The sequence below is a fragment of the Paracoccus acridae genome (genome assembly GCF_014642735.1).
Taxonomy (GTDB): domain Bacteria; phylum Pseudomonadota; class Alphaproteobacteria; order Rhodobacterales; family Rhodobacteraceae; genus Paracoccus; species Paracoccus acridae.
Genome location: NZ_BMIV01000002.1, coordinates 389,268 through 412,279, shown reverse-complemented (window position 1 = coordinate 412,279; position 23,012 = coordinate 389,268). Strand labels below are relative to the sequence as shown.

Below are 23,012 nucleotides of genomic sequence, written 5' to 3'. Positions count from 1 at the left end.
GCCATGCCGGTTGCCCTGCCTGCCGATGAGGAACCCATTCCCATCTCGGCGGTGCAACATGCGGTCTATTGTCTGCGGCAGGCAGCCCTGATCCATCTGGAACGGCTTTGGGCCGACAACCGCTTTACGGCCGAAGGCGACGTCCTGCATGCAGTCGCCGACAAGGGCGGCAGCCGCAAGGCAAGAGGGGTGCGGCGGGTACTGGCCCTGCCGCTTGCCTCAAAGCGGCTGAACCTGGCCGGGGTGGCCGATCTTGTCGAATTTGCCCCCGGACCGGATGGTGAAAGGGCCTTTCCCGTGGAATACAAGCGCGGCAAGCCCAAGCTGCACCGCGCCGACGAGGCGCAGCTTTGCGCGCAAGCCCTGTGCCTCGAGGAAATGACTGGCCGCCCTGTGCCTGAAGGCGCGTTGTTCTATGCCCAGACCAAGCGCCGCGTCACCGTGCCCTTCGACCCGGAACTTCGCGCCTTGACCGAGGCTGCGGTGGCAGGTTTGGCGGCCGCCCTTGCCAGTGGAAGCACCCCGCCTCCTACCCCTCACAAGTCCCGTTGCCGCGCCTGTTCGCTGCTGGAACTCTGCCGGCCGGAAACCGTCGCCCGTCCGGTTCGGCAATGGCGTGACCGGATGCTGTCCCGCGCGCTGGAGGCGCCGTGAAGAAGCTTCTCAACACTGTTTACGTCACCACGGAAGGCGCCGCCCTCAAAAAGGACGGTGAAAATCTGGTGGCCGAAATCGAAGGCGCGGAAAGGGCGCGGGTGCCGCTGCACATGCTGGCTTCGGTGGTCGTCTTCGGGCCGATCCTTGTCAGCCCCGCCTTGATCGGCACCTGTGCAGGGCGCGGCATCAGCATCGCGATCCTGGACCGGACTGGGCGCTTCCAGGCCCGGATTGAGGGGCCGGTTTCAGGCAATGTTCTGCTGCGGCGCGCGCAACACCGGCAGGCGGACACCGCCGAGGACATCGTCCGTTCGTTCGTCATGGGAAAGATCGCCAACCAGCGTGCGGTCATTCGCCGTGCCTTGCGCGATTACGGGTCCGAGATGGAGCCTACTGCACGCGCCGCCTTGGACGCCGTCACTGACCGCATGGCGATGATCCTGCGCCGGGTGCAGATGAAGGATGACAGCATCGAACTGCTACGCGGGTCCGAGGGTGAGGCGGCCAACCTGTATTTTGCGGTCTTCGACCACTTGATCCGCTCGCCCGATCCCGAACTGCGTTGGACCGGACGGTCCCGCCGACCGCCGCTGGACGCCATGAATGCAATTTTGTCGTTCCTGTACACGCTTCTGATCCACGACTGTCGTTCAGCCTGCGAGGCGGTTGGACTGGATCCAGCAGTTGGGTTCCTCCACCGCGACCGGCCTGGGCGACCCTCCTTGGCGCTGGATCTGATGGAAGAGTTGCGCGCACCCCTTGCCGACCGGCTGGCCCTGTCGCTGGTCAATCGCCGGCAGCTACGGGCAGGCGATTTCCGCCGGATGGAGGGCGGCGCGGTGCTGTTGTCCGACGACGCGCGCAAGCTGGTGCTGACAGCCTGGCAGGAACGCAAGAAAGAGGAGCGTCTGCATCCTTTTCTTCAGGAAAAGGCACCCTTCGGCCTTGTGCCCTATCTTCAGGCCCAAATGCTGGCCCGTCATCTGCGCGGCGACATCGACGCCTATCCCCCTTGGTTCTGGACCTGAGATGCTGGTTCTGGTCACCTATGACGTGAACACAATGGAAGACGGAGGCAAGAAACGCCTGCGTCAGGTCGCCCGCGCATGCGAGGATTACGGCCAGCGCGTGCAGTTCTCGGTCTTCGAAATCGAGGTCGATCCCGCACAGTGGACGAGGCTCAAGGCACGGCTTGAGGCCATCATCCAACCGGCGCATGATAGCCTTCGCTACTATTATCTCGGCGCGAACTGGTCTCGCCGCGTGGAACATGTTGGCGCCAAACCCGCCACCGATCTAAACGGTCCTTTGATCGTTTGAATCAGCCTTGCGAACCCCAAGCGTGCTTGTTTTCCGATGCAGGTTCGCACCCGCTGCAGCTTTTTGAAATTGTTGATTTGTAAGCTGTGGGGTTTGCCGGCGCTCAAAAAGGCGGCTGGTCGGCCCTGTGTTCGCAATTGGCAGGGGATTTTATTATACAATCAAATTGCTTAAGTCCTTTACAGTCGCCCCCCACGCGGGGGCGTGGATCGAAACACCTGATTGATGATCGCCTTGATTTCCGTCTGAGGTCGCCCCCCACGCGGGGGCGTGGATCGAAACGCCGCTGCCGGTAGGCGACCGCTCAACGGCCAAGTCGCCCCCCACGCGGGGGCGTGGATCGAAACTATGAACCGGCCGTCACTACTGCATTTGGACCGGTCGCCCCCCACGCGGGGGCGTGGATCGAAACCATGATCTCGTAGTTCTGCTTTGGGTCCAAGTGGAGTCGCCCCCCACGCGGGGGCGTGGATCGAAACATTGAGTGCGACAGATGCGGGGAATGCAGCCCTTGTCGCCCCCCACGCGGGGGCGTGGATCGAAACTGGTGCGGGACCGCAGCTTCGCGAACTGCCGGGAAGTCGCCCCCCACGCGGGGGCGTGGATCGAAACGACGTTGGTGCGCTCCTTGCCGTCCTGGCCGATGGTCGCCCCCCACGCGGGGGCGTGGATCGAAACCATCTTGCAGTTTCTGCACAGAAAGGAACGCGCCGTCGCCCCCCACGCGGGGGCGTGGATCGAAACGGCATGAAAATGTCAAGAAAGAGCCGCCGAAACTTGTCGCCCCCCACGCGGGGGCGTGGATCGAAACCTGATCGGCGTGCCGGTCTCCAGCCTCACCGGCGGTCGCCCCCCACGCGGGGGCGTGGATCGAAACCTCAAAAACCAGACGCGAAAGACCCTGAGCGCCCGTCGCCCCCCACGCGGGGGCGTGGATCGAAACTCGCGGAACATCTTCTCGATGAACACGTCCGGGGCCGTCGCCCCCCACGCGGGGGCGTGGATCGAAACTACGACGCGCCCTTCTTTGACGACACGCCGCGCGGTCGCCCCCCACGCGGGGGCGTGGATCGAAACATGCTGATGTCCTCCTGGAGGGCGCACATCTTGAGTCGCCCCCCACGCGGGGGCGTGGATCAAAACTGGCCGAGGCACATGGCTATGACGCCGATGAGGCTGTCGCCCCCCACGCGGGGGCGTGGATCGAAACTTGGCAGCATCGAGCGCCGCCACCAGCGCATTGACCGTCGCCCCCCACGCGGGGGCGTGGATCGAAACCGCGCTGATCTGATAGGCGCTGCTGATCGGGCTGGTCGCCCCCCACGCGGGGGCGTGGATCGAAACCTCGGTCGTCACGCTGGACGGACCGTGGAAGCATCGTCGCCCCCCACGCGGGGGCGTGGATCGAAACGCCCGATAGCCCGGATTATGCCGAGTGCAATGTTGTCGCCCCCCACGCGGGGGCGTGGATCGAAACCAAGTCTTTCAGCGGCAATCGAACGGCTACAACAAGTCGCCCCCCACGCGGGGGCGTGGATCGAAACCCCGTTTCAGGGTCGTAGGTCAGTAATTGACGGAGTCGCCCCCCACGCGGGGGCGTGGATCGAAACACCTACGGGACCTTCGGCGAAGCGTCGCAGCAGTGTCGCCCCCCACGCGGGGGCGTGGATCGAAACCCGTCCACGGGTATCGTGATGAACCCTGCGGATTGTCGCCCCCCACGCGGGGGCGTGGATCGAAACTGCGCGGGGTCAATGTCGAGGTCTCTGCCAAACAGTCGCCCCCCACGCGGGGGCGTGGATCGAAACAGCGGCACGGTGACTGCATCCAGCACATACCGCTCGTCGCCCCCCACGCGGGGGCGTGGATCGAAACACCGTCACCCTTTGGCCCAATGACCGGGGCATCGAGGTCGCCCCCCACGCGGGGGCGTGGATCGAAACATGTGGGATTTCCCTTATGGATACTCAGCCACGGCGTCGCCCCCCACGCGGGGGCGTGGATCGAAACGATCAGTGCATGGTGGCACTGGTTCATAAAGATGGCGTCGCCCCCCACGCGGGGGCGTGGATCGAAACAGTGGGCCGACCGGATGATTTCGCAAGTCTTTGACGTCGCCCCCCACGCGGGGGCGTGGATCGAAACCGCAAGGCGCCTTGATTTGAAAGTCTGACCGATGTCGCCCCCCACGCGGGGGAGTGGATCGAAACCCGCCTCAGCCGAGGCCGCGACCGCCGCGATCGCGTCGCCCCCCACGCGGGGGCGTGGATCGAAACCCCGTGTGGCCTCCTCTCAATACTACGACCGCGCGGTCGCCCCCCACGCGGGGGCGTGGATCGAAACCATGATCCCGTCCACGCTGACCTCTACGTCCTGATCGTCGCCCCCCACGCGGGGGCGTGGATCGAAACAATTCCCTGTCAGGGGCAAACAGATCACGCATCAGTCGCCCCCCACGCGGGGGCGTGGATCGAAACTAGATCGTCAGCTTTTCGCCGCCACTTGCGGCATGTCGCCCCCCACGCGGGGGCGTGGATCGAAACTGCCCGGCAGTCGCCCGGATGCGCCCCCGCCACGTCGCCCCCCACGCGGGGGCGTGGATCGAAACCATGTAAACCCCCCGCGCAACCTCGGCCGGATAGGTCGCCCCCCACGCGGGGGCGTGGATCGAAACCGGTCCTGGACCTGGACGCGGCGGCTTGCCGAGGAGTCGCCCCCCACGCGGGGGCGTGGATCGAAACCATCTCTGGATGATGTGGCGCAGCCCCCAGGCCGTCGCCCCCCACGCGGGGGCGTGGATCGAAACGGTGCGCCTCACGCTCAACGCAGGATATTCGTAGTCGCCCCCCACGCGGGGGCGTGGATCGAAACTACCTGTCTTTCGGCAACCGTGACGTGACCCTGGGTCGTCCCCCACGCGGGGGCGTGAATCGAAACAATCGTGGCCGGATCATCCAGCCACGGCTTGAAGCGTCGCCCCCCACGCGGGGGCGTGGATCGAAACACCATCACGCGCGTGGATCATGTTTATTCTCCGCGTCGCCCCCCACGCGGGGGCGTGGATCGAAACAGTGTCCTGCCGGGCGCGGAAAGGTCGTGGCGTGTGTCGCCCCCCACGCGGGGGCGTGGATCGAAGCAACGCCGCTATCTCACCGAGAAGTCCACCCGGCAGGGTCGTCCCCCACGCGGGGGCGTGGATCGAAACCTGCGATTGCTTGGTCTTGTCGTAAGCGTCCGCTCTGACCGCTACCCGTTCCAGTGCCATGGCAGCAGCTCATCGACCTTGGTGATCTTGTAATCCGGGATGCGCGCAAGGGTGTCGGCGAGCCAAGCCTGTGGGTCGACGCCATTTAGCTTGGCCGTTGCAACCAGGGTGTATGCGATGGCTGCGGCCTTGCCGCCTGCCTCGGAGCCGACGAAGAGGTAGTTTTTCCTGCCGAGGGCGACGCTGCGCATGCCACGTTCGGCGGCATTGTTGTCCAACTCCAGGATGCCGTGTTCCAAGTAGGGGCGCGTTCGCTCCATGCGAGCCAGGGTATAGCGTATGGCAGACGCGAGTGGTGATTTTCCCGAGATCTTGGTCAGCTGCGCGGCCAGCCATTGTTCGAGTTCATCGAAGACCGGAGCAGCATGAGCCCGTCGGAGTTCTGCGCGACGATCTGGCGGTGACCCTCTGGCTTCCTTCTCGTCAGCGTAGAGTTGGGCGATCCGGCCAGCCAAGGGCTCCAGCAAGGCCGTGCTCTTGCCGACCCAGTCTGCCAGCGTGGAGCGGTCCAAGTCGAGCCCTTCGCGGTCGAAGATCTGGCTCTGGCGGTAGAGGGGGAGATGGTCGGCATACTTGCTGACGAGCACATGGGCCAGCAGGCCAGGTCCGGGGCGACCACGCTTGATCGGGCGCGACGGCAGCGGGGCTTGCATGAACCGCTCGCAACAGGCGCAGGTCAGCCGGGGCCGCACAATTCGGTTTACGATGAAGCGGCCCGGTACATATTCCAGCTCTTCGTTCGGCACGGCCTTCAGACCGGTGGCAGGCTCGTGCCTCACCATCCTCGCCGATCCGGCGCAGTTGTCCGCCGCAGTCGGCACAGGCATCTGTGCCGGGCGTCAGTTCCACCTTCATGCGCGGGATATGATCAGGGATCGGACAGCGCTTCGGTTTGTCCTTCTCCTCGATGTCGGGCAGCTTCATCCACGCGGTCATCGCGGCGGCAGCAATCTCGCTGGTTTCCAGGGCCAATTGCAGTTGGTCTGCAGTCTCGGAGGAGGCGCCAAATCGGTGCGCCCGGTGACCGGCCAGTTGATGGCGAAGCTTCTCGATCAGAATTGCCTGCGACTTTACCTCAGCCAGAAGCCGTGCGGTGAAGGCGCGCAGCTTCTCGGGGTCGTCCGGCAAGGTTACGGCCTGATCCAGCATGCAGACAGCTTATTCTGCTGGATCCCTCGTGGGAATCCTTTGATCACAGGCGATGTGGATTATCCTGCCGCCAGAGGTCGCCAGGTTCGTTCTGGCGCCCGCCAGTCGATCCCTTCCAGCAGCATCGACAACTGCGCAGGCGTGAGAGCCACCTTGCCCTCCTTGGCCGCGGGCCAGACGAACCGGCCCCGTTCCAGCCGCTTCATGAACATGCAGGCACCTTGCCCATCCCACCAGATGACCTTTACCAGATCTCCGCGCCGACCGCGGAAGACAAACAAGTGCCCGGCAAACGGATCTTGCTTCAGCACCGCCTCGGCCTAGGCCGCGAGCGCCGCAAAACCCTTGCGCATGTCCGTCACCCCGGCCGCCAGCCAAACCCGTGTGTTGACTGGCATGGGGATCATGCTGTCAGGCCCCGGATCAGGCGCGCCAAAGCATCAGGATCGTAACTGCCGGTGATCCGCAGCCGATGACCGCCCGCAAGCTCGACCTCGATCAGTTCCTGCGGACGTGTCGGCTCGCTGGTCACAACCAGATCATCCTTCCTGACACGGTCTATGATCTCCACGGGCAGGAAGGCAGGGCTAGCCGCCACTGCCGTTGTCTCAGGGGCATAACGCGGATCGCGCAGCCACTTGAACACCATGTTGGCGTTCGCTGCATAACGGCGCGCTACCTGCGCAACCGAAACGCCCAGAGCCGTCGTCTGCAGGCAGATCGACCGCTTCTCTTCGTTCGTCCAAAGCCGCTTTGTCCGACGCGCCACGCTCGCACCATAGTGTCCACCATCTATAGCGGACACTATCTCCCACGCTCACCGCGCGGCAGGGCAGTCAGACCGGACGCTTACGTCTTGGCGATGTAGCGAAAGTCGCCCCCCACGCGAGGGCATGGATCGACCTGTTTTTCCGGCAAAGGGAAAATCCGGCCAAAGCCGAACTTAGAGAAAAGTTTATCTATGGCNGTAGCGCGTGGCGATGGCGCGGAACTCCTTTATTTTCGCGAAGAAGTTTTCGACCAAGTGCCGCCATCTGTAGGCGTGTTTGTCGTAGTCACGCTTGATCTTGCGGTTCGCCTTCGGTGGGATGACTGCACTCGCACCTCGCCCGTCCAGTTGTGCAAGCAGCCCATCGGCATCAAACGCCTTGTCCGCCAGAAGGGCGTCAAAGGCGACGTCCTCGATCAGCGGTGCCACGCCTTTCAGGTCGTGAGCCTGGCCGGGCAGCAGAACAAAGTCGAACAGGTTGCCCAAGGCATCGACCAAGGCCACGATCTTCGTGGTCAGTCCGCCGCGGGAGCGCCCGATGGCCTGAGCCTGAGTCCCCCTTTTGCGCCGCTCGCCTTCTGATGAGCCTGAACAATGGTGCCGTCAATCAGGGCGTATTCGAAATCGGGCTCGCCGCGGATCTCTTCGAAAAGGCGCTCGAAAACACCACCCTTGGCCCATCTGCGAAACCGGCGGAACACGCTGTTCCAGTTCCCGAACTCCGATGGCAGATCCCGCCAGGGCAAACCGGTTCGCACCCGCCAGAGAACGGCCTCCAGGAACAGGCGATTGTCCTTGCCCGTCACACCGCTGTCGCTCTTCTTGCCGGGGAGATGAGGTTCAAGACGCGCCCAGATATCATCCGTCACTACAAACCGCTGCTCGTCCATTCAGACCTCCATTTGGGAGGCCTGAATCACAAATCAGATGGTATGTGAACTACGAATGTCCACGGACCTTAGTAAAATGGCGGACAGTGAGGGATTCGAACCCTCGAGACGGTTCCCCGCCTACACACTTTCCAGGCGTGCGCCTTCGACCACTCGGCCAACTGTCCTTGGGGGGCGGTCTAACGGGTGTGCGCGACGGGCGCAAGTCAGAGCTTTGAAATACGTTGCTGAAGTTCCGCCAGCTGGCGCCGGATTTCCGCCATGTCCTCGGACCCTTCGCCTTCGACGGCGGCATGTCGCTTTGCAGGCTTGCGGATCGATGGAGTGTCGGACGAGGACGCATCCTCCATGCCGTCCGGTTCCGGGCCGGAGGCGCCGGTCCAGCCGCCCATCATTGCCTTGAGGAAAGCCTGTTGCTGACGATGAAGGGCGTCGAAGCCTGGAACACGGGCCATGGGATGGGGCATGACGGCCATGTTCTCCATCAGCTTCGACTGGCTTTCGCGCAGCATCTCGAAACTGGCGGCCAGGAACTGCGGCACCACCGAATGCGCACTGGTGGCATAGCTGCGGACCAGGTCGGTCAGCACGTCAATGGGCAGGACATTCTCGCCCCTGCCCTCGTGTTCGGCGATGATCTGCAGCAGGTACTGCCGGGTCAGGTCGTCCCCGGACTTGAGGTCCACGATCTTGACCTCTCGTCCGGCGCGGATGAAGGTCGCAATATCCTCGAGCGTCACATAGTCGCTGGTTTCGGTGTTATACAACCGCCGACTGGCATAGCGTTTGATGAGAAGCGGCGCGGACGTTGCGGCCATGACGGACCTCGGGCAAGCGATTTACGCCATGATGGGTGCTGCATCCGCAAAAGGCAAAGCAATTTTCTGCACCTGCCAAAGACCTGGCAAGACCGCATGAAAAAAGGGGCGATGACGCCCCTTCCTTCCGATCACTGTCGAATGCGCTTATTTCGCGGCGACGGTCGAAGCAGCGGCAGCGGCTTTCTTCACGGCGACCTGGTTGTCGCGCACGACGGTTTCCGCAACGGTGCGGGCGTCGGCGGCGACGTCCTTGCCGGCGGTCAGCATCAGATCCACGGTGTCCATCTGGACCTTCTTCGCGACTTCCGCGAAGGCAGCCATGTGCTCGGCCGCGACTTCAGCGGAAGCCGAGGCGAAATCGGTCAGCGACTTGGCATAGTCGGAGGGTTCATGCTTGACGACGGCCAGTTCACCCACGCGGGCGATGGTGTCCTTGGCCCACTGGGCCGAAATCTCGGTCGAACGCTCGGCAGCGGCCAGGGCCACGCGAGCCAGCTTTTCACCCAGGACGCCCTGCGACTTGAACGCTTCCTGGAACGACGAGGTGTCGATCGGGAAATTCGCCATCATGTCCTGGAAGTTCTTTGCAAAATCGGGGGTCTTCGCCATGTCATTCACTCCTGTCAACGCCGCGGAAGGACGTATTCGATGAGAGAGGTTTCCGCAGCCAAAGCCATTCTCGTGACCGGAATATGAATGCTGCGCCGCGGCATTTCAAGTATTTTATGCTGCGGCGCAGAAAAATTATGGGCCCCGGTTTCTCGAACCGAAAATCCATTACAAGGCATTGTTTCCTTTTGCCCTAAGCTGCCCTTTCGTGGACATAGCTTCCCGGCGCAGGGCCCAGTCCGGTTCCCGGATCGCGCGCCGGGACCATTCGCCCTGCCCTTTCAGCCAGCCAATCGCCCCAGCGCGACCACCAGGTTCCCGGTGCAAAGCTGGCTGATTCCTTCCAGGATTGGTGCCCTCCGCTGAAATCGGTGCTTCCCATGTAATGGCCGTATTTCTTCTTGGTCGGCGGATTGACGATCCCGGCAATATGGCCCGATTCCGAAAGAATGAACGTCTTGTCGTCCGAACCCATTCCGGCGACTCCCCGCCAGCAATCCTTCCAGGGCGCGATATGATCGGTCTCGCAGGCGATGGCGCAAAGGGGAACCTTGACGTCGGACAGATGCAGCTTGTGGCCCATCAGGTCGAATCCCTCGCCGGCAAAGGCGTTCTGCTGGCACAGGCCGCGCAGATATTGCATGGCCATCTTGCCCGGCAGGTTGGTGCTGTCGCCATTCCAGAACAGCAGGTCGAAGGCCGGCGGCGTCTCGCCCATCATGTAGCTGCGGATGGCCGGCCCCCAGACCAGGTCGTTGGGGCGCAGGAAGCTCATGGTGCGCGACATCAGCCTGGCGCGCAGCAGGCCGTGGCGGCTGACCTCCTCGGCGATGCCATTGACGAAATCGTCCTGCAGGAAGCTGACGAACTCACCCTGATCCGAAAAGTCGGTCAGGGTGGTGAAGAAGGTCGCCGAATTGACCCGGTCATCGCCCCGCTGCTTCAACAGCGCCAGCGTCAGGGCAAGTGTCGTGCCCGCGATGCAATAACCCACGACATTCAGGCGGGGCTGCGCCGTCAGGTCGCGGACCTTGTCCATCGCCTCCAGATAGGCGGCGACATAATCCTCCATCCCGATATCGGCATAGCTGGCATCGGGGTTTTTCCAGCTGACGACGAACAGCGTCTGGCCCTGTTCAACCAGCCATTTGATCAGGCTGTTCTGCGGCTTGAGATCAAGAATATAGAACTTGTTGATCCACGGCGGAAAGATCAGCAGCGGTGTTTCAAAGACCTGGTCGGTGGCGGGTTTGTACTGGATCAATTCGAAAAGCGGCGTCCTGTGAACAACCACGCCTTCCGACGTGCCGATATTCTCGCCCACCGAAAAGGCTTCGCGATCCGCCAGCGACACGACGATATCGCCGCCATGGTGTTCGATGTCGCGGACCAGGTTTTCCAGGCCCCGGACCAGGCTTTCGCCTTCGGTTTCGACGGCGCGTTCCAGGGCGTCGGGATTGGTCGCCAGGAAGTTGGTGGGGGCCATCATGTCGACGATCTGATCGGTCAGCCAGGTGATCCGGCGCCGTGCAGTATCGTCCGGCATCTGCAGGTTCTGCGCCGCATCCTTCAACGCCTTGGCATTGATCAGATACTGCCGCTTGACGAAGTTGAAGTAAGGATGGCTTTGCCACAGAGGGTTCGAGAACCGCTTGTCCTGCGCCGTCTCGTCATCCTCGGCCGGGGCCTGCCCGCGCGCCAGGGCCATGTGGGCATCGGCATAGTTCTTCAGCGTCTCGCCCCAGTAGTTCACCTGGGTTTCCAGAACGCGACCGGGCTGTTCGGACATCGTCTTGACCCAGGCATTCGCGGCGGTCAGGAACAGTTCGGGTCCGGGCGCCTCGATGCCCGGATTGGGAAGGGACCGCGTCGCCAGCGCCACCCGCAGCCGCTGGCCCAGGGCCTCGATCCGTTCGATGTTTTCGGCCAGCTTCCTAGCCGTGGCCTTGGACGATCCCCGCGCCAAGGCGTCGGCCATGGCTTGCGGCCCGCGGCCCGGCTCGGAGGCGGTGTCAGAGGAAACCGGGGCCGCCTGGTCAAGATGCACCTGCGGCGACGCAACTTGGGGATCGGCTGCAGCGGGCGCCGATTCCGTCTTGGCGCGGCGACGACGCGGGGCGGCTGCCTTTTCAGTGCCCGGCTTTTCAGCGTCGGCATCGGCGGCCTGTTTGATTATGTCCGCCTTGCCACGCTTCCCGGCAACTTCCTTGCGGCCAGATCCTGTGCTTCTTGCCATGATGCTGGTTCCCCCCTATTACCCGAACAATGATATGCGCAGGGCCGACATTGCGCAAATGCGGGTTTTGGACCCATTTGCCCAGTGATGCGTTTCTTCCTGACGCAGCAATGAAAGGCTGGCCCCTGTGGCAATCAAAGGTATCAAGGGCATCGTATCCTATGATGCGATGGAAACCATTCGGAATACCAACGAATGGATGGGCGCTTCTGCGCGGGCCATCGCGTCCTATCCGATCTTCGCGCTGAACCCCCACCCCATCTTCAAGCTGATGAGCGCGTGGGGACGGGTCACCGAACGCAGCTTTGCCCGGATGGTCATCAAGCCCGACTGGGAAATTCCCCCCATCGCGGGTGACCAGGGCCAGGACCATATCGTCTATGTGGAACCGGTGATGAAGCGCCCCTTCGGCGACCTGATCCATTTCCGCGTCGCACGCCGCGAAACCCAGCCCCGCAAGGTGCTGCTGATCGCGCCGATGTCGGGCCATTACGCCACGCTGATGCGCTCCACCGTCACCTCGCTTTTGCCCGACTGCGAGGTTTACGTCACCGACTGGCACAATGCCCGCGACATCCCGGTCAGCGAAGGCAAGTTCGACATCGAGGATTACACCCAGTACCTCGTCGATTTCATCCGTCACCTGGGGCCGGACACGAATGTCATCGCCGTCTGCCAGCCTGCCCCGCTGGCCCTGGCCGCCACCGCCATCCTGGCCGAGGATGATCCAGCATCGCAGCCGCGCAGCCTGATCCTGATCGGCGGGCCGGTCGATCCCGATGCCGCCGCGACCGAGGTGACGGATTTCGGCAACCGGATGACCATGGGCGAACTGGAACATCTGGTGATCCAATCCGTGGGCTTCAAATATCGCGGCGCAGGCCGGATGGTCTATCCGGGGCTGGCGCAACTGGCGTCCTTCATCGCCATGAATGCCGAAACCCATGCACGCGCGTTCATGGACAAGATCTGGGGCGAGGCGCGCGGCACCGCGTCCGAAGGCGACAAGCACTACAAGTTCTATGACGAATATCTTGCCGTCATGGACATGACGGCGGAGTTCTATCTTTCGACGGTGGACCGGATCTTCAAGAAGCTGGAAATCGCCCGGAACGAATTTGTCGTGAACGGCCGCCGCGTCGATATCGGCAAGATCAGCGATGTCGCCATCATGACGGTCGAGGGGGCGAATGACGACATCTCGGCCCCGGGGCAATGCGTGGCGGCGCTGGATCTGTGCACGGGCGTTCCCGCGGACAAGAAGAAGCAGCATCTGGAGCCCGGCGCGGGCCATTACGGCATCTTCGCGGGCAAGTCCTGGCGGCTGAACATCCGCCCGCTTGTCCTGGACTTCATCGACGAAAACATGAACGTCCCGGATTCGATCAAGCCCCGCCGACGTCGCACCCGCGGCGGGGTGGCGGCGGATTGCGGCGTCACCGATCCCATCGGCGACAGCAGCAAGATCGCCGTCTGATCCGCCACACCTGAACAGGCCTTGCCCGTGGTCAGGGCAAGGCCTGGATCCAGTTCGAAATGCTTGGCAGAAGATCGCGGGTCAGGTTGGGCGACAAAGCCTCGCCCGCGATCACATGCGCATCGGGGTCGTCGTTCGGTCCCGGTTCAACCTTGATGACGGTGGCCCCGCCGCCCCATTCCGCCGCCACCCGTTCGCTGACCCGGTGGTCGATGATGCGGTCACCCTCGGCCCAGACGAACAGCGCCGGGGGCCGTGCATTCCGGTAATCGCCCTGCCGCCCCTGCCGGATCACCGCCCCAAGCGCCAGCGTGGCCGAGACCGGATAACAGCTTGTCCATCGCCTGCGGTGCATGTCGTTGCGCGTTGCGAAGCACCGCTGGGGATCGCCCAGAAGCCGCAGGACCGGCCGCATGAAGGGCAAACCCAGCATCCATGCATTGCCGGCCTTCAGCGCGAAGTTGGGCGAGATCAGGACCACCGCGTCGATCATCCGGCCCAATTGCGGGTCGCGGGCCGCCTGCGCCGCAAGCGTGGCACCCGTGGACATGCCCAGCACGACCACCCGCCGCCCCATGCCGCGCGCCAGGACCAGGCCTTCCGCCAGATCACGCCACCAGTCCTCGGCCCGGGGCGCAGCCAGTTCGGCACCGCCCTGCCCATGTCCCGTCAGGCGGATCCCCAGCAGGTTCGCGCCCAGCCGCCGCGCCAGATCCTCGGGCAAGGGACGCAGTTCAGCCGGACTGGCCGAAAAGCCGTGGACATAGAGGATTGCCAGGTCGGCCGCCTGACCGGGCTTGTCCGCCCATTGCAGATAGGACGCGACCTCGGGACGGATGCCCGCCTCTCGCCCTGCCAGCCAGGCTTGTGGATCAGACGGCGGATCGACCGGCAGCGAATCCATGCGCAGCCGGTCGCGCGGTCCCAGGACCCACATCAGGCCGAACACCGCAACCAGCCCAAGCGCAACCCTAGGCCAGAACATCGCCGATCGACTGCCCGATCAACGCCAGACATTCCGGGGACGAGAAACGGTGATCGGCGCCCTTCACCAGCGTCAGCCGGATATCGTCGCCCGCCGCGTGATCCAACAGGCGAACGGCCCAATCGGCCGGCACATCCGCATCCGCCGTCCCTTGCAGCATCCGCACCGGGAAAGGCAGGTGCAGGGGTTGGGTCATGACCAGGTGGCGGCGCCCGTCCTCGATCAGGTGGCGGGTGATGACATAGGGCTTGTCGCTGTATTCGCTGGGCAACTCGATCCGCCCGGTCCTTGTCAGGGTCTGTCTTTGCGCATCGCTGAACCCGGCCCAGAAGCCCTGCTCCGTGAAATCCGGTGCCGCCGCGATGGTGACAAGTCCCGCCACGCGCTGCGGCAAGGCGCGTGCGACCAGCAGGGCGATCCAGCCGCCCATGGACGACCCGACCAGCACCTGCGGCCCGTCGGTCAGCGCCTCGATGACATGACGCGCGTCTTCGAACCAGTCGCCCATGCAGCCTTCCTCGAAGCTGCCGCTGCTGTCGCCGTGGCCGGAATAATCGAAGCGCAGGAAGGCGCGGTTCTGCTGCCGCGCCCAGTCGTGCAGCCAGGCGGCCTTGGTTCCTGTCATGTCCGACTTGAACCCGCCCAGGAAGACCACGCCCGGCCCGCGCCCGTTGCTGCGCTGAAAGGCGATGCGCCGACCGGCGGGGGTTTCCAGATATTCGCTCATTCACGGCTCTCCTGCGATGGTGGCGCTTATCTTGACAGTTTTCCCGCCCCGGTCCAATGGAGGGCGCAGATAACCCGCAACCGGGCGTTCCGTGGGCGCCAAACCGACGAGGAGGACCTATGTCCCAGATTTCCCTCACCTTCCCCGATGGCAATTCGCGCGACTATCCCGCAGGCATCACCGCCGCGCAGGTCGCGGAAAGCATCGCGCCCAGCCTTGCCAAACGCGCGATCTCGGCCAGCCTGGACGGGCGGCATATCGACCTGCAATGGCCCATCACCGGCAGCGGCGCGATCAGCATCAACACGATGAAGGACGACGCCCCCGCGCTGGAACTGATCCGCCACGACTTCGCCCATGTCATGGCCCGCGCCGTGCAGGAAATCTGGCGCGACGTGAGGGTCACCATCGGCCCGGTGCGCGACTATGGCTGGTTCTACGACTTCGACCGTGCAGACCCCTTCACCCCCGAGGATCTGGGCCGGATCGAGGCGAAGATGAAAGAGATCATCGCCGCCCGCGATCCCGTACGCACCGAGGTCTGGGACCGCGACCGCGCCATTGCCTATTACAAGGACCGGGGCGAGCCGTTCAAAGTCGAACTGATCGACCGCATCCCCGAAGGCGAGGATCTGCGGATGTACTGGCATGGCGACTGGCAGGATCTGTGCCGCGGCCCGCACCTGCAGAACACCGGCCAGCTTCCCGCCGACGCCTTCAAGCTGACCCATATCGCGGGCGCATACTGGCTGGGCGACAGCACCCGGCCGATGCTGCAGCGCATCTATGGCGTGGCTTTCCGCAACCGCGACGACCTCAAGGCCCACATGACCATGCTGGAGGAGGCCGCCAAGCGCGACCACCGCAAGCTGGGCCGTGAAATGGAATTGTTCCACATGCAGGAAGAGGCGCCGGGCCAGGTGTTCTGGCACCCGAACGGCTGGAGCATCTATACCACGCTGCAGGACTATATGCGCCGCAAGCAGCGCGCCGACGGCTATGTCGAGGTGAACACCCCACAGGTCGTCAGCCGCAAGCTGTGGGAAGAATCCGGCCACTGGGACAACTACCAGGAAAACATGTTCATCGTCGAAGTGGACGAGGAACATGCCAAGACCAAGACGGTCAACGCGCTGAAGCCGATGAACTGCCCCTGCCATGTGCAGGTCTTCAACCATGGCCTGAAATCCTATCGCGACCTGCCGCTGCGCATGGCGGAATTCGGATCCTGCAACCGCTACGAACCCTCGGGCGCGCTGCACGGCATCATGCGGGTGCGCGGATTTACCCAGGATGACGCGCATATCTTCTGCACCGAGGACCAGATCGAGGCGGAGACGAAGAAGTTCATCGAGTTCCTGGCAGGCGTCTATTCCGACCTGGGCTTCACCGACTGGCGCATCAAGCTGTCCACCCGCCCCGAAAAGCGCATTGGCAGCGACGAAAGCTGGGACCGGGTCGAGGCCGCGCTTGGTAATGCCTGCCAGGCGGCGGGATACGATTACGAACTGTTCCCCGGCGAGGGCGCCTTCTATGGCCCCAAGCTGGAATTCGTGCTGCGCGACGCCATCGGTCGCGACTGGCAATGCGGCACGCTGCAGGTGGACCCCAACCTGCCCGAACGACTGGACGCGGAATATGTCGGACCCGACGGCGCCAAGCACCGCCCGATCATGCTGCACCGCGCGGTCCTGGGCAGCTTCGAACGCTTCATCGGCATCCTGATCGAGAACAGCGCGGGCAAGCTGCCCTTCTGGCTGGCGCCGCGCCAGGTGGTCGTGGCCTCGATCGTCTCGGATGCCGATGCCTATGTGGCCGAGGTGGTGGAGACCCTGCGCGCCGCAGGTATTCGCGCCGAGGCGGATACCCGGAACGAGAAGATCAACTACAAGGTGCGCGAACATTCGGTCGGAAAGGTCCCGGCGATTCTTGCCATCGGCATGAAAGAGGTAGAGGATAGGACCGTCTCGCTTCGGCGCCTGGACCAGCAAGGGTCGCGTTCGTTACCGTTAACCGAAGCCATCGACGCACTGAAAGACGAGGCCACGCCCCCCGATCTGCGCTGAATCGCGGCTTTTCAGGGGTTTGTCGCGTGCAGATTTTATCTGCGCGCGTTTCCTTCTTGCGTTTTTTAACGATTCGTCCATCCTCTCACCTGCGTGAGCGAAGCCTTTCTACCGCCTCCCGTTCAGGGCAGCCGGAAGTTCGAAAGCAGGCTGCACGGCCTGGCGCAATCCTGCGTCGGGATGACTTGAAGGAGAGAACGGTTATGGCGACCGGAACGGTTAAATGGTTCAACGCCACCAAAGGCTATGGCTTCATCGCCCCCGATGACGGCGGCAAGGACATCTTCGTCCACATCTCGGCCGTAGAACGCGCAGGGCTGACGGGCCTGAAGGACAACCAGAAGATCGCATACGAGCTGCAGTCGGGCCGCGACGGCCGCGCATCGGCCAGCGATCTGAAGCTGCTCTGAACCAGCTTTGTCAAGGTTGCGAAACGGCCCGTTCGCGGGCCGTTTTCATTTTGCCGAACACGGCGGAAAGGAGGGGCCATGATACCCCTGGACATCTTCGCGGACCCGGTCTGCCCCTGGTGCCTGATCGGCAAGCTGGAACTGGACCGCGCGCTTGAAAGCCGGCCGCTTCATCCGTTCCAGATCACCTGGCATCCCTTCCGCCTGAACCCGCAGATGCCCAAAGGGGGCATGGACCGGATCGAATACCTGCGCGCGAAACTTGGCCCGCGCGCCGAGGACGCGTCCCGTGCCGTGGCCGAACGGGCGGCCGGCCTTGGCCTTGACCTGAACCCCTCGCCCCGCGAACCGGATACGACCGATGCCCACCGGCTGATGCACTGGGCGGGCCTGGAAGGCGCGCAGACCCGTGTGATGTCGGGGCTGCTGCGCGCCCATTGGCAGGAAGCCCGCGACATCGGCGATGCAGCCGAACTGGCGCGCATCGCCGCAGCGGCGGGCATGGACGCCGATCTGGTGACGCGCCTTCTGGCAAGCGACGCCGACCGGGCCGAGGTTGCGGCCCGCGAAGGGCACGCCCGAGAACGCGGCATCTCCTCGGTGCCGACCTTCATCGTCGCCAACCAGCACGCGATCAGCGGCGCGCAGCCGGCAGCCCTGTGGCAGCAGGTCATCGACGAACTGGCGGAAAGCACCCTGAAATAACTTGCACAGTGTGCAATATTCCAGTATAGGCTGCGCCTGACCGAAAGGCCTCCCATGTCCATGACCGCCTCTGACGCGACCGCGCCGCAGCGTCGCCTGCCCTTGCCGGAATTCGTCGCGATGCTGGCGTTCCTGTTCGCCACCGTCGCCTTTTCCATCGACGCGATGCTGCCCGCGCTGCCCGACATCGCGGCAGAACTCACGCCGGACAATGTGAATCGGGCCCAGTTGATCCTGACCGCCTTCATGGCAGGCATGGGACTGGGCACCCTTTTCGCCGGCCCCATTTCGGATGCGGTTGGGCGCAAGCCCGCGATCTACATGGGCTCTGCCATCTATGTCGTGGCAACGGTGGCCGCGATCTTTGCCAATTCGATCGAATTTCTGCTGGCCGCTCGGTTTGTCCAGGGACTCGGCGCCGCAAGCCCGCGCATCGTCGGCATGGCGTTGATCCGCGACCTGTATTCGGGCCGGGAGATGGCGCGGATTTCCAGCTTCGTCATGATGGTCTTCATCCTGATTCCCGCACTCGCCCCGTCAATCGGCGCAGGCATCATCTGGTTTTCGGGCTGGCACGGCGTCTTCGTGGCTTTCATCCTGTTCGCCCTGGTGGGAACCATCTGGCTGGGCCTGCGCCAGGCCGAAACGCTGCCCCCTTCGGCCCGCCGTCCCCTGCGCATCGCCCCCCTCAGCGCCGCCGCGCGCGAGGTGCTGTCGGACGGACAGGTCATGCTTTGCACGCTGGTGCTGACCCTGGGATTCGGGCAGATGTTCGGGCTTCTGTCCTCGGCCCAGCAACTGTTCGGAGAGGCCTATGGCAAGGGCGACAACTTCCCGGCCTGGTTTGCGCTGATGGCCTTGCTGTCGGGCATCGGCACGCTGCTGAACGCCACCTTCGTGATGCGCTTCGGAATGCGGCGGATCGCCAAATGGGCCTATGTCATGCAGACCGTCGTATCGGCCGTGATGCTGGCGCTGACCCTGACGGATGCGCTGCCCCCCAGCCTGCGCTTTCCGGCCTTCTTCTTCTGGGCGGTCAGCGTGTTCTTCATGGCAGGCGTGACCTTCGGCAACCTGAACGCCCTGGCCCTGCAACGCATGGGTCATATCGCGGGCATGGCGGCCTCCATCATCGCCGCCCTTTCGACCATCGCGGCAACCCTGATCGCCGCGCCGGTCGGGCTGCTTTACAACGGCACCGCGATCCCGGCCATGACCGCGACGCTGGTCTGCTCAGCCCTCGCCTGGGTTCTGATGAAGCGCCTGCGGGATTGACAGGTCCGCCCATCTCGACTGGCGCTTAACAAAGCGGGCATTGGCAAGGTCGTTTTCCAGATGTGCCGCAATCTGGTCCGCATCCTTGTCAAAGCCCTGCCATCGCGCGGTCAGCCGCCGTTCCAGTTCCGGCACCGGCACGTCAAGCCAGACCCTCAGGTCGTAACGCAGCCCGTTCCAGGGCGCGCGGTCCAGCAGCAGGTAATTCCCCTCGACCACCACGATGCGGTGGCGGGGGGAAACGACCCCTGCGCCTGCCACGGCAATCTCTCGGCTGCGGTCGAATACGGGAAAGATGACCTCGCTGTTCGGCACCGCCAACCGCTGGACCAGAGAAGCAAAACCTTCCGCATCAAACGTCTCGACCGCACCCTTGCGCGCCAGAAGCCCCCGCGCGGACAACACCCGGTCGTCCAGGTGGAACCCGTCCATCGGCACCAGCACGGCATCCTCCAGCCTGCCGACCAAGGCTTCGGCCAGCGTGGATTTGCCCGACCCCGGAGCGCCTGCGACCGCAACCAGCACCCGCGCGCCATCCAGTGCGCGGATCCGGGCCAGCAATCCCTGTCCATCTTCTGTGTCGAAATATCCTGGGGGAAGTCCGAAGGACTGGGGGCGAAGCCCCCCTTCCCCGCCCGTCATGCCGCGACCCCTTCGGGCACGCGGGCCCCGGTCATATAGGCCACAGCATCGGACATCGTGTGTTCCTTCGGGTTGATCACGCACAGCCGACGCCCCAGCCGGTGGATGTGGATGCGGTCCGCGACCTCGAAGACATGGGGCATGTTGTGGCTGATCAGCACGATGGGGATGCCGCGCGACCGCACGTCCAGGATCAGATCCAGCACGCGGCGGCTTTCCTTGACGCCAAGCGCGGCGGTGGGTTCGTCCAGGATGATGACGCGGCTGCCGAAGGCCGCGGCGCGGGCTACGGCCACCCCCTGCCGCTGGCCGCCCGACAGCGTCTCGACCGGCTGGCCGATGTTCTGGATCGTCATCAGGCCCAGTTCCGACAGCTTCTGGCGGGCGAAGGCATCCATGGCAGGCTTGTCCAGCATCCCGAACCACTTGCCCATGATGCCACCGCGCCTGATCTCTCGACCCATGAACATGTTGTCGGAAATCGACAGGGCGGGCGACAGGGCAAGGGTCTGATAGACCGTCTCAATCCCCGCCCTGCGCGCCTCAAGCGGGCTTGCGAAGCTGACTGGCTGGCCGTCCAGGCGGATCTCGCCCTCGTCGGGCTGGACCGCGCCCGAGATTGCCTTGATCAGGCTGGATTTTCCCGCGCCGTTGTCGCCGATCACGGCCAGGATTTCCCCCGGATACAGATCGAAGTCGGCATGGTCCAGGGCGGTCACGCGGCCATAGCGCTTGACCAGGTTGCGGGCATACAGAAGCGGCTGGGTCATGACGAGATTTTCCTGATCCATTGATCGATGGCGACGGCGACGATGATCAGCCAGCCAGTCGCGAACAGCTGCCACAGCACATCGACGCCGGCCAGCCGCAGTCCCGAATTGAAGACGCCTACGATCAGCGCTCCGATCAGCGGCCCCAGGATCGACCCGCGCCCCCCGAACAGGGATATGCCGCCGATCACCACCGCCGTGATGGATTCCAGGTTCGCCTCGAAGAAGGATGTCGGGCTGACCGATCCCACCCGGCCGATCGACGACCAGGCGGCAAGCGCACAGATCGCGCCCGAGACGATATAGACCGACATCAGCACGCGCTTGGTCTGGATGCCCGCCAGGGCCGCGGCCTCGGGGTCGTCGCCCACGGCATAGACCCGGCGCCCCCAGGCGGTGTGGTTCAGCGCATACCACAGCACCGCGAAGACCAGGATCATCAGCACCACGCCATAGGTCAGCACCGCGCCGCCAAGGCTGAAGCGTTCGCCGAAGAACTTCAGCATCGGCGCCTCGGCGTCCAGGGTCTGGCTGCGGATCGTCTCGCGGTTCGACAGGTAATAATTCAACGCAAGGAAGATATTCCAGGTGCCCAGCGTCGTGATGAAGGGCGGCAGCTTCAGCCGCGTCACAAGCGCGCCGTTCAACGCGCCTGTCGCGCCGCCCACGGCCAGGCCGATCAGGATCGCGATGGGAACGGGGATGCCGAAGTCCACGGACAGCTTGCCCATGATGACCGACACCATCACCATGACGGCCCCCACCGACAGGTCGATGCCCGCCGTCAGGATCACCAGCGACTGCGCCGCCGCCAGCGTGCCCACGACCGCCACCTGCTGCAGGATCAGCGACAGGTTGAAGGCCGAAAAGAAGTTGGGCGATACCAGCCCGAAGACCGCCACCGACAAAAGCAGCACGATGACCGGGACCATCGTGGGAAAGCGGTGCAGGAAGTGCTGCACCCGGTCAAGCGCGCCACGCGAATGATGCTCGAAGCTCGCCACCGTCTCGGACGGGTTTCGCGCGACCACGGGATCGGGAGTGTCAGACATCGGGCCCTCCGAAGTTCAGGAAAGGGCGGCCGCAGGTGCAGCCGCCCGATTGCCGCCGGTCAACCCCAGCACTGGGCCAGGCCGTCCTCGACGCTGATCGAGGCCACGCCTTCGACCGGTTGGTCGGTCACCAGGTTCACGCCGGTGTCGGTGAAATCTAGGCCTTCGGTCGTCTGTGGCTTGGTGCCGTCCTTGGCGAAGGCGGCAATCGCCTCGATCCCCATGGAGGCCATCTTCAGGGGATACTGCTGAGAGGTCGCGCCGATCACGCCGGCCTTGACGTTCTCGACGCCGGGGCAGCCACCATCGACGGACACGATGGTCACGTTGCCTTCCATCCCAAAGGATTTCAGTGCCTCATAGGCCCCGGCAGCGGCAGGTTCGTTGATGGTATAGACCAGGTTGATGCCCGGATCCTTCTGCATCAGCGCCTCCATCGCCTCGCGGCCGCCTTCCTCGTTGCCCGAGGTGACGTCATGGCCGACGATGCGGGGGTCTTCCTCGTCACCGATCACGTTGTTGTCCTTCACGTCGATGCCGAAGCCTTCCAGGAAGCCCTGGTCGCGAAGAACATCGACCGACGGCGCACTGGCGGACAGATCCAGCATCGCGATCTTGGCGTTCTCGGCCTCGGCCCCCATCTTGCCCGCGGCCCAGGCGCCGATCAGGCGGCCCGCCTCGCGGTTGTCGGTGGCGAAGGTCGCGTCGGCCGCGTCGATGGGATCCAGTGGCGTGTCCAGCGCGATGACCAGGATACCTGCATCGCGTGCCTGCCCGACCGATTCCGTGATGGCCTTGGTGTCCGACGCGGTGATCAGGATGCCCTTCACGCCCGCGGCGATGCAGCTTTCCATGGCTTGCTGCTGGGTTTCGTGGTCGCCGTCGATCTTGCCGGCAAAGCTCATCAGCTCGATGCCCAGTTCCTGCGCCTTGGCGGTCGCGCCTTCCTTCATCTTGACGAAGAACGGGTTGATGTCCGTCTTGGTGATAAGGCAGGCCTTGACCGGATCCTGCGCGGCGGCAAAGCCCGCCGAAAGCGCCAGGACCGAAGCGGCCAGCGACAGGCGAAGCGAAGACTTGATGATCATACTGAATACTCCTCCGATTGGCGGCACCTCCTCCGCCTTGCCTTTTCAGAAAGCATGAAGCGTTTCCTCTTGTCAATAAGTCAATCATGTTGATTAATT

General features: G+C 63.9%; 18 protein-coding genes, 1 tRNA gene, 3 pseudogenes and 1 CRISPR repeat array. Of the genes and pseudogenes, 8 read left to right on the top strand and 14 right to left on the bottom strand.

Going from position 1 to position 23,012, the window contains the following annotated elements; translation table 11 throughout:
* Positions 1–3: 3 nt before the first annotated feature.
* The 3 genes from cas4 to cas2 are packed head-to-tail and all read left to right on the top strand — an operon-like array spanning position 4 to position 1,977.
* Complete coding sequence (cas4, locus tag IEX25_RS05180) at positions 4–654, top strand: CRISPR-associated protein Cas4 (RefSeq protein WP_188714284.1); 651 nt, start codon at positions 4–6, stop codon at positions 652–654.
* A complete protein-coding gene (gene cas1c / locus IEX25_RS05175) occupies positions 651–1,685 on the top strand; it encodes a type I-C CRISPR-associated endonuclease Cas1c (protein ID WP_188714283.1) in 1,035 nt (344 codons plus the stop codon). The genes cas4 and cas1c overlap by 4 nt, the downstream gene beginning before the upstream one ends.
* A gap of 1 nt (position 1,686) precedes the next feature.
* A complete protein-coding gene (gene cas2 / locus IEX25_RS05170) occupies positions 1,687–1,977 on the top strand; it encodes a CRISPR-associated endonuclease Cas2 (RefSeq protein ID WP_188714282.1) in 291 nt (96 codons plus the stop codon).
* Between the two features lie 184 nt (positions 1,978–2,161).
* Positions 2,162–5,182: direct repeats of the CRISPR family, unit length 32 nt; unit sequence GTCGCCCCCCACGCGGGGGCGTGGATCGAAAC.
* A 41-nt stretch (positions 5,183–5,223) separates the two neighbouring features.
* Here cas2 and IEX25_RS05165 read toward each other — a convergent pair.
* From IEX25_RS05165 to phaC, 8 genes and pseudogenes are all read right to left on the bottom strand, one after another.
* Positions 5,224–6,391 (bottom strand): annotated as a pseudogene (locus IEX25_RS05165) (IS66 family transposase).
* A 59-nt stretch (positions 6,392–6,450) separates the two neighbouring features.
* Positions 6,451–6,798 (bottom strand): annotated as a pseudogene (tnpB, locus tag IEX25_RS05160) (IS66 family insertion sequence element accessory protein TnpB).
* The gene (gene tnpA, locus IEX25_RS20055) at positions 6,795–7,160 is read right to left on the bottom strand and encodes an IS66-like element accessory protein TnpA (protein WP_440589940.1); all 366 of its coding nucleotides are present in this window, start codon (positions 7,158–7,160) and stop codon (positions 6,795–6,797) included. The pseudogene tnpB and the gene tnpA overlap by 4 nt, the downstream one beginning before the upstream one ends.
* Before the next feature lie 186 nt (positions 7,161–7,346).
* A pseudogene (locus IEX25_RS05150) lies at positions 7,347–8,050 on the bottom strand (IS5 family transposase).
* Positions 8,051–8,127: 77 nt separating this feature from the next.
* Positions 8,128–8,217, bottom strand: a tRNA-Ser gene (locus IEX25_RS05145).
* Between the two features lie 39 nt (positions 8,218–8,256).
* Entirely contained in the window at positions 8,257–8,868 is a 612-nt protein-coding gene (gene phaR, locus IEX25_RS05140) for a polyhydroxyalkanoate synthesis repressor PhaR (protein ID WP_188714280.1), read from the bottom strand.
* A 147-nt stretch (positions 8,869–9,015) separates the two neighbouring features.
* Entirely contained in the window at positions 9,016–9,480 is a 465-nt protein-coding gene (locus IEX25_RS05135) for a Phasin (protein ID WP_103172781.1), read from the bottom strand.
* A 193-nt stretch (positions 9,481–9,673) separates the two neighbouring features.
* Complete coding sequence (gene phaC, locus IEX25_RS05130; protein ID WP_229665049.1) at positions 9,674–11,458, bottom strand: class I poly(R)-hydroxyalkanoic acid synthase; 1,785 nt, start codon at positions 11,456–11,458, stop codon at positions 9,674–9,676.
* A gap of 427 nt (positions 11,459–11,885) precedes the next feature.
* Here phaC and phaZ point away from each other — a divergent pair, with 427 nt between their 5' ends.
* A complete protein-coding gene (gene phaZ, locus IEX25_RS05125; RefSeq protein ID WP_370463835.1) occupies positions 11,886–13,193 on the top strand; it encodes a polyhydroxyalkanoate depolymerase in 1,308 nt (435 codons plus the stop codon).
* A 31-nt stretch (positions 13,194–13,224) separates the two neighbouring features.
* Here the strand turns inward: phaZ and IEX25_RS05120 are convergent, their stop codons facing one another.
* Both IEX25_RS05120 and IEX25_RS05115 read right to left on the bottom strand, forming a co-directional pair.
* Positions 13,225–14,178 (bottom strand): alpha/beta hydrolase, encoded by a 954-nt coding sequence (locus tag IEX25_RS05120; protein ID WP_188714278.1) that lies wholly within the window; start codon positions 14,176–14,178, stop codon positions 13,225–13,227.
* The gene (locus tag IEX25_RS05115) at positions 14,165–14,905 is read right to left on the bottom strand and encodes an alpha/beta hydrolase (RefSeq protein WP_188714277.1); all 741 of its coding nucleotides are present in this window, start codon (positions 14,903–14,905) and stop codon (positions 14,165–14,167) included. Before IEX25_RS05115 ends, IEX25_RS05120 begins: the two co-directional genes overlap by 14 nt.
* 119 nt (positions 14,906–15,024) lie before the next feature.
* Here IEX25_RS05115 and thrS point away from each other — a divergent pair, with 119 nt between their 5' ends.
* From thrS to IEX25_RS05095, 4 genes are all read left to right on the top strand, one after another.
* Positions 15,025–16,971, top strand: coding sequence for a threonine--tRNA ligase (gene thrS / locus IEX25_RS05110; RefSeq protein ID WP_188714276.1), 1,947 nt, complete (start codon positions 15,025–15,027; stop codon positions 16,969–16,971).
* A gap of 203 nt (positions 16,972–17,174) precedes the next feature.
* Positions 17,175–17,381, top strand: coding sequence for a cold-shock protein (locus IEX25_RS05105; RefSeq protein WP_089388183.1), 207 nt, complete (start codon positions 17,175–17,177; stop codon positions 17,379–17,381).
* Between the two features lie 78 nt (positions 17,382–17,459).
* Positions 17,460–18,086 carry a DsbA family oxidoreductase gene (locus tag IEX25_RS05100; protein WP_188714275.1) on the top strand — a complete coding sequence of 209 codons (627 nt, stop codon included), beginning with the start codon at positions 17,460–17,462 and terminating at the stop codon, positions 18,084–18,086.
* A gap of 60 nt (positions 18,087–18,146) precedes the next feature.
* On the top strand, positions 18,147–19,361 hold the full coding sequence (locus IEX25_RS05095) for a multidrug effflux MFS transporter (RefSeq protein ID WP_229665048.1): 1,215 nt from the start codon (positions 18,147–18,149) through the stop codon (positions 19,359–19,361).
* Here IEX25_RS05095 and IEX25_RS05090 read toward each other — a convergent pair.
* From IEX25_RS05090 to IEX25_RS05075, 4 genes are all read right to left on the bottom strand, one after another.
* Positions 19,320–19,922 carry a nucleoside/nucleotide kinase family protein gene (locus IEX25_RS05090; RefSeq protein ID WP_188714274.1) on the bottom strand — a complete coding sequence of 201 codons (603 nt, stop codon included), beginning with the start codon at positions 19,920–19,922 and terminating at the stop codon, positions 19,320–19,322. The genes IEX25_RS05095 and IEX25_RS05090 overlap by 42 nt on opposite strands.
* Positions 19,923–19,999: 77 nt before the next feature.
* On the bottom strand, positions 20,000–20,773 hold the full coding sequence (locus tag IEX25_RS05085; protein ID WP_229665047.1) for an ATP-binding cassette domain-containing protein: 774 nt from the start codon (positions 20,771–20,773) through the stop codon (positions 20,000–20,002).
* Positions 20,770–21,825 carry an ABC transporter permease gene (locus tag IEX25_RS05080; RefSeq protein WP_103172787.1) on the bottom strand — a complete coding sequence of 352 codons (1,056 nt, stop codon included), beginning with the start codon at positions 21,823–21,825 and terminating at the stop codon, positions 20,770–20,772. Before IEX25_RS05080 ends, IEX25_RS05085 begins: the two co-directional genes overlap by 4 nt.
* 59 nt (positions 21,826–21,884) lie before the next feature.
* Positions 21,885–22,913 (bottom strand): sugar ABC transporter substrate-binding protein, encoded by a 1,029-nt coding sequence (locus IEX25_RS05075; protein ID WP_188714273.1) that lies wholly within the window; start codon positions 22,911–22,913, stop codon positions 21,885–21,887.
* Between the last annotated feature and the right edge of the window lie 99 nt (positions 22,914–23,012).